Genomic DNA, 15461 nt, shown 5'->3' on the forward strand with positions numbered 1-15461 from the left:
CTCCTAAGCGGCCTGCCCAGTCTGGGTTAGCAACTGATCCACGACCCATGAGGCACTGCGAACCCCATCTTCATGAAAGCCCCAACCCCAGTAAGCGCCACAGTAGAAAGTACGATTTTGACCATTCACCTCAGCCCAGCGTCTTTGTGCATCAATGGCTTTAGCATCAAATACCGGATGACGGTAATGTCGTTCTACCCATATCTTTTTAGGATCAATGGCAAAATTTGGATTGAGGGTGGCCAAGATTTGAGTGTTGCAGTTGAGGTTTTGCAGCTTGTTCATCCAGTAACTAAAGCCATAGTGAACACCATTGTTCTGGAACGGCGTTTGCTCGGATGCCCGACTCGGGGTGACGTGGACATGCCAGCTCGCCCACTGATGCATGGATTTCGGCATAATACTGATATCCGAGTGCACCACCATACGGTTGGCCTGATAACGAAAATTACCTAATACCTCCCGTTCCCGTTCGGAAGGATCCTTAAGTAACTTCAGGTTGTCATCGGCATGGCTGGCAAATACCACCCAGTCAAAGCGTTCCGTGCCTTGCTGGGTTTCAATCAAGACATCATTTGCGGTACGTGATACCTGTTCAACACCGACCTTTCGGAAGTGAATGTTCTGTCCCTGCGCCTGAATCGCACGAACATAGCGTGCAGAACCGCCTTTCACGGTTTGCCATAATGGCCGGTCTTTGAGTTGCAGCATGCGGTGATGCTGAAAAAAACTCACCACAAATTTATACGGAATCTGCCCTGCCTGCTCGACCGGACAAGACCACAGCGCGCCGCACATCGGGTATAGATGCTCCTGACGAAAGGCCTGCGAATAAGCATGTTGATTTAAATACTCATCAATACTGAGCCCTGCGTCGATATCTTCAACATTCAGATCTTTATTGGCTGCATAGAACCTGAACAGATCGGACAGCATCGCGCGAAAATCAGATTTCAAGAAGTTTTGTGGTCGACGCAATAAAGAGGATTTTTTCGAAGGATTGTATTGCAGCCCTGTGACCTGATTGTTGACGGAAAAGCCCATGTCACTGCTTTGTGAGGCTATGCCGAGCTCTTTCAGCATGGCACAAAACAATGGATAGTTATGTTGATTAAAGACAATAAAACCACTGTCTACCGCAACTTGTTCCCCTTCTATATTGAGCTGATGGGTATCGGTATGCCCACCAAAATAATTGTTCTTTTCAAATACGGTCACTTCATGTACTTTGCCCAGTTTCCACGCGGCATACAGCCCGGAAATACCTGAGCCAATAATGGCAATTTTCATCATGATTCCCCAGATTGAATATTTTGAGCGCCTTTCTTTGCAGCTTTTTTCAGTTTTCTGGCTTGCGCAATTTTGCTGAACTCATACACGCGTGCTGGAATCGGTTTCAAACCCCAGACCAGTCCGAACCAAGACATGATTTTTAAAATATAATAGGTCACATCAATTTGCCACCAGTAAAACCCTTGGCGGGTACTGCCGGCATAATAGTGATGATTATTGTGCCAACCTTCACCTAAGGTAATGATCGACAAAAATAAATTATTGCGGCTTTGATCGTCTGTATCAAAGTCACGACTGCCAGAGTGATGTGCCAGTGAATTAATACATAAGGTGGCATGGGTCAATAAAACCGTGGAGATCACAAATCCCCATACCAGCAGTTGTAAACCCGACGTGCCCAGTTGAGGATAGCTCAGGGCCAGCCACTCTCCCAGCGCATAAATGCCACTCGCAGTCAGCAGCACCACAATCAGACTAAAACGGTCCAGCCAGATCAGTTCAGGGTATTTGAGCCAATCTTTAATCACTTCTTTACGTGGAGCAAAGTTATATTCATTCAGAAACCAGCCTACATGGCTGTACCAAAACCCATGTGTGGATGAATGTGGGTCTTGCAGGGTGTCGGTATAACGGTGATGGTAACGGTGATGTGCTGCCCACCACAGCGGTCCACGCTGCGCACTCATGGTGCCAAGTAATACAAAAATAAATTGCATAACACGTGAAGTCTGAAAGGTCTTATGCGACAAGTAGCGATGAAAAAATGCAGTAATTGAAAACATGCGAATCAGGTAAAAGACCAGCATAAAAGCAATTGCAAACCAGGATACCCCGACCCAAAACGCCGCAAGGCAAGCGAGGTGCAACAGAATAAAGGGCAAGATGCGAAGCCACTGGATTTGAGTATTTTCAGCCGTAATCGTTTCTGCCTGTGCAGGCATGGACCAACTATCAACCCATCGCATCAGACTTTTCAACATGGACTTATCCTAATGGCAAAATATTCTATTTTCTTTCAAGCAGTTTAATCGTATTGATATCAATTTTATGTGAAGCAGAATAAAAAAAAGCCGAACTGTGAAGGGAGATGTTGGCAGCTCGGCAAAGGGCTTGAAGATTAATGCGGCATTTTGACCAGCTTGCTGACGTCATAGCCATACTGTTGTGCTGTTTGCAGATAAGATTGATAAGTCGCCTCTTCTATCTGAGGCTCACGAGATAAGATCCATAAGTATTTATCGCTTGGCCCACCCACCAGTGCAACCTTATAGTCAGGGTCGATGCGTAATACCCAATAATGACCTTTAGTAAATGGCAACCATCTTAAGCCCTTAGGCAGAAAGCTCACCTTAAGTTTGCTATTCCCTTCATTCTGCGGATAGGCAACCCCTTCGGAACTGATCATTTCACCGCTTGCAATACGGCAGCTATTTAATACGCCCATCGTTTTATCAGCATTTACACTGTATTGGGCGGTAATATCGGCAACACACTTACGTTGAAAATACATCGGTAGATGTGCAATTTCATACCACTTACCGGCATACTGTTGAATGTCGACTTTGTCTACCGCTTGGGGGGCAGTCGTTTCCGCTTGAGCGTTAACAGATAAGTTTAAACCGATAATCGCCAGTGCCATACCCGCAATTGACTTTAATAGAGTATTCATTTTCCAGCCTTATTTAATCCTGTAGTTAAGATAACCCCAGCATATGTGAACAAAGCGTGAAGAGAAGTACATGAAATTCAGTATCTGGAATTAAAACAGCTTAAGGTTTTGGCAAATGTTATAAATATAGCTACTTTGCAAAACAGCTTAAGGTTTTGGCAAATGTTATAAATATAGCTACTTTGCAAAAAAGACTGATACGAATTTTCCTAATTCGAAGCCATGCGTTGATATCATTTGCCCTAGGTGTTCCATTCAGCAAATGCATGAACATGGCACAAGCGATGCTGCCCTAGAATGGAATCTGTGCTCACTGAGCAAACTTGAAAACTGAGCATCACTCAGTTCATTTTCATCTATTTGAATGCCACTGGCATAGTATTCAGCCTTAAATGCCATCATCGCTTACAATATAGGTTGAAAATTGTTCTGCTCGGGTAACTCAGAATTTATGACGCTGGATGCGCTGATTTTTACAGACATGTAAAGGGGTTGAGTCCATCTATAAATATAGCTTGTGCAGACCTTTCATCAAAGGGCACTGTCGCAAATAGGGATTTGATTCGATGATGCTTCCTTTAAAAAGGACTTAGAGACCGAAAACTCTATTCACTAAATACACTTCACCCTGAGGCTGACCCTAAGAAAATGACCAAGCTTATTCTTTACGTGGTGCTCGCATCACTTCAATACCTTTAATTGTGGCCTAAATTGTCTTCATGGATTTGAATCCTAGTGGCCCTGATGATCCACTTTAGCTTGCCATGATCACATTCCATCACGTTATTTTTGTATTTAATCTGCCTGTGCTCAAGGTCTGCTGGACATTTTTTTTGCCGGTTTAACCGTGATAAAGCATCTCCACATGTGTGTGCTTTATCCGTGTTGATCACTTGGGGAATTTGCCACTTCTTCACATGATTTAAAATTTTTCCAAGAAAACACTATGCTGAATTCCCACCACGTTCGGCAAGCATTGCCTCAAGTTCACGATAGCTAATGCCATAGTGACAATAGCGCACAGCCCAAGTACTTACACAAAATTTAGACCAGTCCACTTATCTTCGAATCAGATCCCTATTTGCATCAGTGCCTTACTGCTCAAGTGCGCGATCTGCGACATTATATGATCCAAAAACTTCTTGGATCGAACGCGTATCGGGTAACACATAGACGATTCCATTTGTTCCAGTGAATGCTGGACTTACCACTTGGTCATAAAACTTGACGGGAACGTTAATACACCCATACGAAATTCGACGTTCTAAAGGGTTTTGGGATTCTAAGCGCTGCAAGCGACGTTCTTTAGGAGACGAGGTAACAACGCGATGTAATGAGATTGCCGCATTATAATCTACCCATAAAATTTCTTTATTCTGTATGTTCTTACCCAAGGCTGCGACGAATCGACCAGCAGGCGTAGTACGTTGTTCTGGTTTAATATTCACTAAGGCCATGTTACCAATATTAGGGATTGAATTATCGCCTAATGCTAAGCCAAGAAGTGCAGGTGCTGTACCCGTTAATTGCCCCAATGCATCAAACACATAAACCTTGGCTGCCTTTTTATCCACAATCACAAAAGGCATCTGCTGATTATCCCCTGAATCAAGCACCCAATCTGCTAAATATACAGAAGCTTGGGTGCCAGTTTCCTGTTTAAAGTTGGCGCGTTTGGGACTGAGCTTGGCTATTGGTGAGCCAACTGGTACTGCATGAATTGGAGATTGACTAGAGTGATTGGCCACAACTGGAATGACCGGTATTCCCGCTTCCTGAGTCCCGGCAGCATATCCTGGACTCGTCATACAGCCAACCAATATCACACCCAGGCCCAGCCGCAGACTTTTCATAAGCGCTGCCGATTGTATGAGTCTGCTAAATATAATCCCTGACGACAATTTTTTAGCACCTATTCGCCTTATTTTTATAAAATTTTTCATTGGATTACCTGATTACTCAAAAGTAATTCCTGCCGATTAGATTTTATCGACAGGCTTTGCTCGGTGTTTCGCTACCATCTAATTTCATGCAGTCCATGACCGATCTAAAATTAAACTTAAAAAAGCATTAGTTGCGATCCTGCTTAGGTAGATAAACGGGCGGCACGTAGGTTACAGGCGGTTGCGTTACAACTACGGTTTTAGGTGGAACAGCCACAGGAGGTACTGATACTTCTACAGATGGCAATTCGGCTGGTGGTAAAACTGTAAGCAATGGAGGTACCACGATGACGGGTGGCAATTTCCCTGGTGGAGTCGGTTGAATGACCGGCGTAAAAACAACTGGTGGTACGACCACAGGCGGAGTTACCGGAGGAACAACAACTGGTGGTACAACCACAGGCGGAGTGACTGGAGGAACAACAACTGGTGGTACGACCACAGGCGGAGTTACCGGAGGAACAACAACTGGTGGCACACCGCCAGCTGATATCGTTCCAGTGGTTGTGCGTACACCAGTACAACAATCAGCAGCCAAGGCAAAATCACTCGCATTTAAACCAGCAAGGCTATAACCATCAAAAGTGATGGTTTTATCTGTGCCTATAGTAGCATCATCAAATTTAGCTGAGCTATTTGGGCCTGCAACTAAGCTTACGCCTAAAGGATTACCGATAAGCCCCGTAAGCGTGGTTTTATTTGAACCATCCAATGTTTTATCACCACCGGTTGCATAGACCAACATATGTTGTGTCAGTTTAGCGTCAGTGAGTACGAAGTTCTTAGCGTAATCGGTAGGCGCTGTATAAGAGACCGGATTATAGTTAATGGTAACGGGTGCATTTGGACCTGTTACAGTGATCGGTGGCGCAAGTGGCGCAAAAATCACTGTGCCGCCATCAATACCCGGTTTGTTCGCCCCATAACCCGCACTAAGCACTAAGCCCAAAGGAAGGCCAAGGCTTTGATCTGGGATGGTTGTACCTCGGGTCAAGGTAATTTTTTCATTTATATGAATATCTTCTTCTGCACAGAAGGTAATGTTGCCATCAGTCGTCGTGGTTGCGGCATTCATGTTTATATTATGGCCAGCAGCCAGTAAAACACTGCCATTGACTGTGGTAATCGGTGCATTGACGTTGATGTCGCGTCCACAGCACACTTCAAAATTACCATTGGTTGCAGTAACGGCTTGGTTAATGTTGACATCACCACCAGCAAGCAATTTCAGGGTTGTGGGGCTGGAACTGGCTGACCAACTGACTGCCTGCTTGATGTTGATGTCACCATTACCCACTATTGCGGTATTCAGATTTGTTACTGGGGGTGTACCAGCCTGAGTAGTATCAGGGTCAGCTAAGGTACTAATAATGACACTATTAGTCACCAGTAAATCTGACAGGGTTGCCCCTGAAATATTATCTGTTGAGTCACCACCGACATTGAAGTCTTGTGATGCTATTAACCAGTTTCCAGTCTGGCCTAAAGGTGCCAAGGCGGTAATCTTGGCAGTATCGCTAATGCTCACTTTTGCCGCTGAGGTTTCGATGACACCACCCGAACCACCTGTCGGCGCACTCGCGTCAATTGTTCCTGCAACGAGCGTGCTACCATTTTGCATGCCGGCTAGCAGTTTAATCGTGCCTTTAACATTTTGAATGGTTTGTGCTTGAATCACCCCAGTGTTGTTGACTGCATTGGGGAGTAGACTTCCTGCAGTTTGAGTGGTCATGAGCACTTGACCGCCATTGGCTTGAATCAGCCCACCATTTTCAACCAGTGCATTGACCACGTCTTGGTTGACCACGATATTCAGTAACTTGTCGCCCGCAACATCCAGCGTCATGGCTTTACCTGCTGCCAGAGCAACTGTGCCAAGTTTGGCTGCAATCACGCCTTGATTACTGACGTTGGCACCTAATAGTGCGACAAAGCCACCATCGGTAGTATTAATGCTACCCTGATTCAGCACCGTCCCAGTTTCTGTACCAGAAAATTTATAGTTATTTGCCATAAAATCAGCATCGCTGATATTAAGCGTAGACGCCACAAGTCCGCCCACATTGACGGATGCAGTCTTGCCAAACAACACACCATTGGGATTGATCAGGAATACTTTACCGTTCGCTGACAGGTTACCCATAATGCTGGATGCATCAGAACCCAGAACGCGGTTCAGTGCGATGGCGCTGCTATTGGGTTGCACAAAATTAACTGACTCACCGCTATTGATGTTGAAGCTTTGCCAGTTGATCGCCACATTCTGTGAGTTTTGCTGGATCGTCATATTGCCCGGCAAAGTGCTAATGTTAGCGTTTCCTGCCGATATCACACCACCCACGGGTTGTGCATACGCCAGACTAGTACCGCACACCACAAAGAGTGACGCGGCTAAGGTTTTTAAGGCGAAATCTACACTGCTATTGCTCATCGTATTACATAACGATGACTTTTTGCCTGCGCTACGCGCGTTCTCGGACACGGCTATAAATGTACCAGTCCTTAGGTTGCAAATCGATCTATATATGCGATTCATGCTGTCGTTCCTTTATTCTTTAATTTATGAATTCAATGCCGTTTGCTTTTTTATGAGCAAGAACTTAGAAGTATTTGACCAGCTGAACCCAGAAACGACCGCTTTTGTCAGGCGCAGATATTGCCTTTTCACTGCCCAATTTGTGCGCGTAAGCAAGTTTCATCGCAAAATTATTGTAATCCATCCAGTTTATGCCAACACCTGCCCCACTCAGCGTTCTAGTGTTATCGCCAGTTGTCCAAGTGGTTTCATCAATATTGATGCGGCCAGTATCAATAAAGCCTACCAATTGCATTTGACCGGGTATTTGCTCAGAAAACTGGGGTAAATCTTTTCTGACTTCTACTGTCAGTACATAGCCCTGATCACCATAGGCTTCGCCTTCAGGATAAGCCCGCACTGCATTCATGCCGCCTAATCCCATTTTTTCCGAGTTATCAAGATTCTTTGATGCCAACTGACCATTCAACCCAGCATAGAGCGAGACAGTATTGGTCACGCGTTGGAGACGATTGGCGCTAAGTGCCAATTTATTATAATGACCATCACTATGTGCAGTGAGTGCATCAACTTGATAGGCAGCAGGAGTTTGGATATTGAGATCACCAAAAGTCGCAGCTAATGAATAGCTATTTAATCCACCACCACCCAAATTATCTATATGGTTACCACGTAAAGCAGCCGTCAGTGCATTGACCTTTTTATCGGTCACCATAGAGATTGCGTCGATTCGATCCTGTAGGATTTTATTTTCATACAGAATATCGGCATACAGATTAGTATTGCGTGAACGCATTAATGGATAGCTGCCATAAATGCTGGCGATTTTTGCATCCCCATGGGCATCTAAAGTTTTAAACTCTTTGCCAAGGTCGTACTCTAACCAGCTATAAGCTACACCTGCGGTGGCTTTAGCGAACTGCATTTGATAAGCGGCTCTGGCATAATTTAAGCCTTTGCCCGATGTCAGTACACGTAATGAGGCAATGTCACCATGCCCGGCTAAATTGTTCACGTTTACTGTCGCGCCAATTCGATTTTCACCGGTGTAACGATTGCCTGCGTTATCTGTATCAATACTGCCATTGATCCGTGGTGCCGGGCTTACATCTACAATTAAATCAGACGTTCCTGCCGTTGCACCCGGTGCCAATGTTGAATTGACATTTACGCCGGCAATATCAGAAAGCAAGAGCAGGCGACTTTCAAGTGGGGCATTGGTAATCGTATCCCCGCTATTAATGCCTTTAAGCTGACTCGCCACTAAGCCATTCGATAGATTGGTCTGATTACGCACAATAACTTTGCCGTATTCACCTTCGCTCACGGCCAGAGTGACGATGCCATTTTCAATATCTTGGGCGGGTAAATAAGCTTGCGCTACAAAATACCCATTATTATGGTAGTAGTTCGCAATGCTGGCTGCCATTGCGCGCAGATCCGACAGGCTGAGTTCGCTATTGGGTTTAAAGTGGGTGAGTTTCAGTAATTCAGCTTCAGAGTAAGACTGCATTCCAGTAATTTGAAGGCTTTTAACATTAATTTTGACATTGTCAGATTGGGGGGTTGCTGCTGTTTCACTCGGTACAAGGCTAATTATGGGTTGTTGTTTTTGTGGAATAGGTGAAGCTGGAATTTGTTGCAACTGGCTGCCAGCACTAGGTGGCTGGGCAGCTAATACACTTTGGCTCAATGCCAGTATTGCGAGCGGCCATACTTTTTGATTTAACATAATTCCCCTGGGCGAATAACCCATATGACTAAATTTTAAGTTTAAAATAATTTTAAGCTTAACTAATGAAATCCATCTTGAGTGCCGGGATAGCATCTGTGCGTTACAGCAGCTAGCAGGTACGTGGCAAGTGCCTGATTCAAGAAGAGTATATTTTCAGTGTAAATTTACGGGTAGAAGTGATAAGAAGCTTGAGAAAAGTTTTATGATCTGCCTTGCTATAATCAGTATTAGGAGACAGGGGCTTAAGCAAAATTTGGCTTATCTAGACAATTTTAAAAATTTTTCCACTTAAGGTACTTTGAAAATACATTTCAAAACTCGGACGAATATCTTCACCTTCAACTGTAATATGTTTCACATTGGAATAAGATTGCGTATTCGCAAAATGGTGATCCACTGTCGCTTGAATAGAGTGTTTAATCCCAAACTGATCTTTTACGCTGATACTTTGTTTAAGCATGAATATACCTTGTATAATATTATGATTATGATGAAGCGATGATGTTAAATTAAATGTTTTATATCTATCTAATTTTATTCAAATAACTTTATGATTTAACTTAAAAAGCTGATGTAAAGAAGTATAAAATGAACGACCATCTAAATTTAAATCAACCTCAGCCCCAGACTGAAGCAGAACCTTTTTCCCTACTTCAATTTTTTTAAAACCCTGACGTGTATTTTGCATTTTATTTAAGGGAATTAAAGACACTATAATTTCGGTACCATTTTTAGATTTAGCAATTAAATCATTTATTTTTAACAATTTATATCCTGTTTTTTAATACTTTTTTCCAATACGGAAAACAACTTTAAAATTAAATTTTGAACCATAAAAAAGCACATCTAAGTGCTTTTTTAATCTTTATTCTTACTTATACAGCAACAATATTTACAGCATTTGGGCCTTTTTGACCTTGAGTAACACTGAATTCAACTTGCTGACCTTCCATTAAGGTTTTGAAGCCTGAACTGGCGATTTCGCTAAAGTGAGCAAAAACATCTGGACCTGATTCTGGCTGGATAAAACCGAAACCTTTAGTTTCGTTGAACCACTTTACTGTACCTTTAACAACATTTGAATTAGACATAATAAATCCTACTGATTTTTAATAATTTTTAGCCATTTTATTGACTGAATATAACTTTGAAAATAATAAAGAATGAAACTTAAAATCTGAAAAAACGAAGGATTATGACTAAAACTGCGATACTTAAAGAAGATTTACCGAAACAAGACTTTTTTCTAGTTAAATTAACTATACACTAAAAACATGAATTATCAAGTTTTCTTATATATATATTTATATATCTTATAAAAAAATAAAGATCCATTAAAAAAGTTAGTTATTTCAATAAGATTAACTATATATTGTAAATGTAACAAGATAAGGTTACCCTGGTGATCTAGTAAGTATGATAAGTAATGAATGCGTTTATATAGCTCTGTAATAACAATATTGGCTTTTTTAATTTCGGGAATGATGGTTTTTCCCCATATGCAAAGAATCAATCCACCTCCAAATTTAACCACTTTATTTATTGCTCAATAGTTAAGTCGAATAGAAAAAAACCGCATAACAGGCGGTTTTTTTCTATTGAGTTATACTGATAAAATAATAAACAATATTTCTTTTTATCTAATATAAAGTCTCTTGTACCAAGTAAAAAATGGAGGCTATCATCCCCTATTTCTATTAAAAACTTCAACTATCTAAGCACTTCTCTGACAAAAGAATGAATAACCACCAAAATTCTAGACACATCTAACCATCATATTCAAGATATCTGATCTTGCTTCAGCTCTTGAGGTATATATTTTCTTCTTAATCCTCTCTCGCTTTAGTAGCTGAAAAGAAGCTCTCGGATACAACCTTATCATGACATGAGCAGTGTACTGCGCAAGTGACGACTCATACTACTTTCAAGATTATGATGTCTGAGAAATGTCTGCCATTCATAACTAGTGTATTGGCTGCCCTGGTTAGGGTGGATCAGAACTTTATTCTGTGGTTTTGTCTGCTATATGGCCATTAATAGTGGATCTAGAACTAGATCTGTTGTGATTCTCGACTTCATAGACCAACCCACAACTAGACGTGAAAACAGGTCAATCACAACTGCAAGATACACCCATCCTTCATGAGTACGAATATAGGTAATATGGCACTGTGAGTGCGGAGAGTCCACATTGGAAACTATCCATTGCGGTACGGCTGGCTGCAGCAATTACAATTTTTTTCATGTTGTATCTCATTATTTCAGCAGAATAAATACAACCAAAGCAGCCGAAGCTGCTTTGGTCTATGCATGAGTTCTACATTTATGCAGCATCTAGTGGATTGGTAATCAGCTCGACGCCTGTAGCAGCTTTGATCTGCTCTAAAGTGACATTTTTGGCAAGTTCGACCAGTTTGACGCCTTCAACGCTAATATCGAGCACACCCAAGTCACTGATAATACGATGTACAACGCCTTTACCAGTCAAAGGCAGTGCACACTGATTCACGATTTTCGGGCTGCCATCTTTGGCATTGTGTTCCATCAGCACCACGACTTTTTGTACCCCAGCAACCAGATCCATGGCACCACCCATGCCTTTGACTTTTTTACCCGGAATCATCCAGTTGGCAAGATCACCCGTTTCAGACACTTCCATGGCACCTAAAATCGCAATATTGACATGACCGCCACGGATCATGGCAAAGGATTCTGAACTGGAAAAAAATGCAGCACCGGGACGAGCCGTGACCGTTTGCTTGCCGGCATTAATCAGGTCGGCATCGACTGTGTCTTTAGTTGGAAATTCGTCAATACCGAGTAAGCCATTTTCTGACTGTAACCAGACATTAATGCCTTCAGGAATATAGTTGGCAACCAAGGTCGGCAAGCCAATGCCTAAATTTACGTAGAAGCCATCTTCAAGCTCGAGCGCAGCGCGCTGTGCCATTTCGTTGCGTGTCCAAGCCATGATTTAAGCCTCCACCTTTAAGGTCATTTGTTCAATGCGCTTTTCAGGCGTTGCATTGATAACGATACGGTTGACGTAAATACCGGGCAGATGGATATCATCCGGATCGATCTCGCCAATTTCCACCAGCTGTTCAACTTCAACCACAGTGAACTTGCCAGCAACCGCACATTCAGGGTTAAAGTTACGTGCTGTTTTACGGAACACCAAATTGCCGGCTTTATCTGCTTTATAGGCTTTCACCAAAGCCACATCGGCAGTCAGGGTGTTTTCCAAAATATATTCTTTGCCATCAAAAAAACGGCTTTCTTTCCCTTCGGCAATCAGGGTTCCGACCCCCGTTTGCGTATAGAAAGCCGGGATGCCTGCACCGCCAGAACGTAATTTTTCAGCCAGAGTCCCTTGAGGCGTCAATTCCACTTCAAGTTCACCATTTAAATACTGACGTTCAAACTCCTTGTTCTCACCGACATAGGATGAAATCATTTTTTTGATTTGCTTGCTTTGCAGCAATTTACCCAAACCAAAATCATCCACACCGGCATTGTTGGAAATGCAAGTTAAACCTTTCACACCCGTTTCTTTTAATGCATCAATCAATGCTTCAGGAATGCCACATAAGCCAAAACCGCCTACGGCTAAAGTCTGATTATCAGCAACAATACCCTCTAAAGCTTGTGCTGCGCTCACCACCAATTTATTCACATTTTAATCCTTTAACTCAGTGATCAACTTTTGCTGTAGCTGAATTGTTTTCTAATTCGTCGGCATGCAAGAAATGGGTGTGGTGCGGAGCACGTTTATTCTTACTCCATTCTTCCAGCATGTCGTATTTCATTTCTTCGGTAATCATGGCGATTTTTGCCGGTGCTTTTTCATCGTCATAAGCCAATTCCAAACGGTGACCATTTGGATCGAAAAAGTAGATAGAATGGAAAATACCGTGATTGGTGATGCCCAATACATTGTTGCCATTGGCTTCCAGATGTTCTTTCGCTTCAAGCAGCGCTGCACGGTCTTTTACTTTTAATGCAATGTGCTGTACCCATTTTGGCGTGTTTTCATCACGGCCCATTTCCGGTTGGGTCGGCAATTCAAAGAAGGCCAAAACGTTGCCATTACCGGCATCTAAAAATAAATGCATGTAGGGGTCAAAAGCTTTGGTTGAAGGGACATAGTCTTCAGCAAAGGCCAAAATAAAATCCATATTGAGATTTTTTTTGTACCACTGCACGGTTTCTTTGGCATCTTTACAGCGGTAAGCCACGTGATGAATTTTTTCAATTTGAATCGCCATATCAATATCCTTATTTAAAATTTAAGCTGCATCAGCTTGCGCTTCAGGGGCGGCATTCTGGAATGCAGGGAGCGTATTGCAGTACTGGTAAATCGCAGCAATTTTGGGGTAAGCTGCTAAATCAATATTGAAACCTAATGCGTTATACACTTGTGGCACCAAGCAACAATCTGCAAAAGTGACTGTTTCGCCAAAGCTGAATTTGCCATTTGAATTTTTAAGCTGGGCTTCTAATCCGGTAAAACCGGTTTCAACCCAATGCCTGTACCAAGCAGTTTTTTGCTCATCCGATACTGCTAAAGTGCCGGATAAATATTGCAAGACCCGTAAGTTATTCAGTGGATGAATATCGCAGGCAATACTTTGGCTAAAGGCACGAATCAAGGCGCGTTGTTCAATGTCCTGAGGCAATAAGGCTGTTTCTGGATGCTTTTCTTCTAAATATTCCAAGATGCTTAAAGATTGAGTCAGGGTGAAACCACCCTGAGTCGCATCTTCAACCCAAGCAGGGACAAGTTCACTTGGATTAATCTGACGGTATTCAGCGCTATGCTGTTCACCGCCATTTTTAAGCAAATGCACCGGGATCACTTCGGCTTGCAGACTTTTTAAGTTCAAGGCAATGCGTACACGGTATGCCGCAGAACTTCGAAAGTAGCTATACAGTTTCATTGAGTTGCTCCTCGGCAGTATCGGCAGCGAAGTCAAATTCAACCGCAGGCAGCACGGTGCCAGACACTTCCCCAAAACCGATGCGTAAGCCATCTTTTTCACAGTAGCCTTTCATGGTCAGTGTGTCGCCATCTTGGATAAAGCTGCGCTGTTCACCATTGGAAAGCGTCAGGGGCTGAGTCGCATTCCAGCTAATTTCCAGTAAAGAACCATAAGAGTCAGGTGTAGGGCCAGAAATCGTACCTGAACCCATCAAGTCACCGACTTGGACGTTACATCCGGCAATGGTGTGATGGGTTAACTGTTGAGACATCGACCAGTACATATATTTGAAGTTGGTTTGGCTGATCACGTCTGCTTGTTCTGCACCTTCTGCCTGAATTTCTACAGATAGGTTAATGTCATAACTGTTGCTGGAATGGTCTTCGCGCAAGTAGGCCAGAGGTTGTGGTTCTTGCACAGGTGAGCTGGTTTTAAATGGCTCAAGTGCATCCATGGTCACAATCCATGGCGAGATTGAGGATGCAAAGGTTTTTGCATTGAATGGGCCCAGCGGTACATATTCCCACTGTTGTAAATCACGTGCCGACCAGTCATTGAACAGCACCATGCCAAAGATGTGATCCCAGGCATTTTCAATAGAGATCGGTTCACCGAGTTTATTGGGTTTGCCCACAATGAAACCCGTTTCAAGTTCGAAATCGAGTTTGCGACAAGCTGAGAATACAGGGCGTTCACTATTTGCAAGTTTAATCTGGCCGGATGGACGCACTACATCAGTACCACTCACAATCACTGAGCTGGCACGACCGTTATAGCCGACTGGAAGTTCTGACCAGTTGGGTAAAAGTGCATTTTTAGGATCACGGAACATGCAGCCTACATTGGTCGCGTGTTCTTTCGATGAATAGAAGTCGGTGTAGCCTGGAACATGGACCGGCAAATGCAGCGTGACTTCTGCCTGTTTAAAGAAAGCCTGCTGACGTAAGCTTTGATTGTCACGCAGGATTGAATTATCTGCAGATAAAATATCTTGCAGTTCGGCCCGCACTTTAGACCAGTGGGCTTTGCCGGATTCAATGAACTTATTCAATGTCGGTTGATTAAAGTAAGTTTCACCTGAATTGATTTTTAAGAAGCCATTGGCTTCAAGAGCAGCAAGATCGACCACCCATTCGCCCAATGCGACACCTACACGACGCTCGCCTTCAGCTGATGCACTAAAGACACCAAAAGGCAAGTTCTGGATGGGGAAATCCGAATCTTGTGCGACCTCAATAAATGATTCTAATTTTTTTTTCATCTGACTCTTCCTATTTGATCATTACTAATTTTAATAAGTAAT

Annotated in this window: 14 protein-coding genes and 2 pseudogenes; all 16 read right to left on the bottom strand. The window is 43.0% G+C overall.

Annotation, left to right across the window (positions count from 1 at the left end; all coding sequences use genetic code 11):
* Positions 1-3 precede the first annotated feature (3 nt).
* Positions 4-1290, bottom strand: coding sequence for an NAD(P)/FAD-dependent oxidoreductase (locus E0H80_RS09340; protein ID WP_131365186.1), 1287 nt, complete (start codon positions 1288-1290; stop codon positions 4-6).
* Positions 1290-2273 (bottom strand): acyl-CoA desaturase, encoded by a 984-nt coding sequence (locus tag E0H80_RS09345; RefSeq protein ID WP_131365188.1) that lies wholly within the window; start codon positions 2271-2273, stop codon positions 1290-1292. The genes E0H80_RS09340 and E0H80_RS09345 overlap by 1 nt, the downstream gene beginning before the upstream one ends.
* A gap of 137 nt (positions 2274-2410) precedes the next feature.
* Positions 2411-2962, bottom strand: a complete 552-nt coding sequence (locus E0H80_RS09350) for a lipocalin family protein (RefSeq protein ID WP_131365190.1) — start codon at positions 2960-2962, stop codon at positions 2411-2413.
* A 640-nt stretch (positions 2963-3602) separates the two neighbouring features.
* Positions 3603-4020, bottom strand: a pseudogene (locus tag E0H80_RS09360) (DDE-type integrase/transposase/recombinase).
* A 36-nt stretch (positions 4021-4056) separates the two neighbouring features.
* Entirely contained in the window at positions 4057-4770 is a 714-nt protein-coding gene (locus E0H80_RS09365; RefSeq protein WP_228259975.1) for a hypothetical protein, read from the bottom strand.
* Positions 4771-5032: 262 nt separating this feature from the next.
* Positions 5033-7441: a filamentous hemagglutinin N-terminal domain-containing protein gene (locus E0H80_RS09370; RefSeq protein ID WP_131365194.1), complete on the bottom strand. Its 2409-nt coding sequence runs from the start codon at positions 7439-7441 to the stop codon at positions 5033-5035.
* 64 nt (positions 7442-7505) lie between these two features.
* Positions 7506-9173, bottom strand: coding sequence for a ShlB/FhaC/HecB family hemolysin secretion/activation protein (locus tag E0H80_RS09375; protein ID WP_131365196.1), 1668 nt, complete (start codon positions 9171-9173; stop codon positions 7506-7508).
* A 265-nt stretch (positions 9174-9438) separates the two neighbouring features.
* Complete coding sequence (locus tag E0H80_RS09380; RefSeq protein ID WP_131365197.1) at positions 9439-9636, bottom strand: hypothetical protein; 198 nt, start codon at positions 9634-9636, stop codon at positions 9439-9441.
* A gap of 78 nt (positions 9637-9714) precedes the next feature.
* Positions 9715-9942: a hypothetical protein gene (locus E0H80_RS09385; RefSeq protein WP_131365199.1), complete on the bottom strand. Its 228-nt coding sequence runs from the start codon at positions 9940-9942 to the stop codon at positions 9715-9717.
* A 109-nt stretch (positions 9943-10051) separates the two neighbouring features.
* Complete coding sequence (locus E0H80_RS09390; RefSeq protein ID WP_067869987.1) at positions 10052-10267, bottom strand: cold-shock protein; 216 nt, start codon at positions 10265-10267, stop codon at positions 10052-10054.
* A 686-nt stretch (positions 10268-10953) separates the two neighbouring features.
* A pseudogene (locus tag E0H80_RS16860) lies at positions 10954-11339 on the bottom strand (DDE-type integrase/transposase/recombinase); the annotation flags it as partial.
* A gap of 160 nt (positions 11340-11499) precedes the next feature.
* Positions 11500-12147 (bottom strand): 3-oxoacid CoA-transferase subunit B, encoded by a 648-nt coding sequence (locus E0H80_RS09400; protein ID WP_131365203.1) that lies wholly within the window; start codon positions 12145-12147, stop codon positions 11500-11502.
* A 3-nt stretch (positions 12148-12150) separates the two neighbouring features.
* Positions 12151-12852, bottom strand: a complete 702-nt coding sequence (locus E0H80_RS09405) for a CoA transferase subunit A (protein WP_131365205.1) — start codon at positions 12850-12852, stop codon at positions 12151-12153.
* Between the two features lie 16 nt (positions 12853-12868).
* Entirely contained in the window at positions 12869-13444 is a 576-nt protein-coding gene (locus tag E0H80_RS09410; RefSeq protein ID WP_131365207.1) for a VOC family protein, read from the bottom strand.
* Positions 13445-13465: 21 nt separating this feature from the next.
* The gene (gene maiA, locus E0H80_RS09415) at positions 13466-14116 is read right to left on the bottom strand and encodes a maleylacetoacetate isomerase (protein ID WP_131365209.1); all 651 of its coding nucleotides are present in this window, start codon (positions 14114-14116) and stop codon (positions 13466-13468) included.
* Positions 14103-15419: a fumarylacetoacetase gene (gene fahA, locus E0H80_RS09420; RefSeq protein WP_131365211.1), complete on the bottom strand. Its 1317-nt coding sequence runs from the start codon at positions 15417-15419 to the stop codon at positions 14103-14105. The genes maiA and fahA overlap by 14 nt, the downstream gene beginning before the upstream one ends.
* Positions 15420-15461 lie beyond the last annotated feature (42 nt).

This window comes from Acinetobacter sp. ANC 4779, assembly GCF_004331055.1.
Classification (GTDB): domain Bacteria; phylum Pseudomonadota; class Gammaproteobacteria; order Pseudomonadales; family Moraxellaceae; genus Acinetobacter.

Excerpts from the sequence above, each read along its gene's own strand:
- E0H80_RS09340 (WP_131365186.1), bottom strand. The coding sequence starts at position 1,290 with ATGAAAATTGCCATTATTGGCTCAGGTATTTCCGGGCTGTATGCCGCG.
- E0H80_RS09345 (WP_131365188.1), bottom strand. The coding sequence starts at position 2,273 with ATGTTGAAAAGTCTGATGCGATGGGTTGATAGTTGGTCCATGCCTGCA.
- E0H80_RS09350 (WP_131365190.1), bottom strand. The coding sequence starts at position 2,962 with ATGAATACTCTATTAAAGTCAATTGCGGGTATGGCACTGGCGATTATC.
- E0H80_RS09365 (WP_228259975.1), bottom strand. The coding sequence starts at position 4,770 with ATGACGAGTCCAGGATATGCTGCCGGGACTCAGGAAGCGGGAATACCG.
- E0H80_RS09370 (WP_131365194.1), bottom strand. The coding sequence starts at position 7,441 with ATGAATCGCATATATAGATCGATTTGCAACCTAAGGACTGGTACATTT.
- E0H80_RS09375 (WP_131365196.1), bottom strand. The coding sequence starts at position 9,173 with ATGTTAAATCAAAAAGTATGGCCGCTCGCAATACTGGCATTGAGCCAA.
- E0H80_RS09380 (WP_131365197.1), bottom strand. The coding sequence starts at position 9,636 with ATGCTTAAACAAAGTATCAGCGTAAAAGATCAGTTTGGGATTAAACAC.
- E0H80_RS09390 (WP_067869987.1), bottom strand. The coding sequence starts at position 10,267 with ATGTCTAATTCAAATGTTGTTAAAGGTACAGTAAAGTGGTTCAACGAA.
- E0H80_RS09400 (WP_131365203.1), bottom strand. The coding sequence starts at position 12,147 with ATGGCTTGGACACGCAACGAAATGGCACAGCGCGCTGCGCTCGAGCTT.
- E0H80_RS09410 (WP_131365207.1), bottom strand. The coding sequence starts at position 13,444 with ATGGCGATTCAAATTGAAAAAATTCATCACGTGGCTTACCGCTGTAAA.
- maiA (WP_131365209.1), bottom strand. The coding sequence starts at position 14,116 with ATGAAACTGTATAGCTACTTTCGAAGTTCTGCGGCATACCGTGTACGC.
- fahA (WP_131365211.1), bottom strand. The coding sequence starts at position 15,419 with ATGAAAAAAAAATTAGAATCATTTATTGAGGTCGCACAAGATTCGGAT.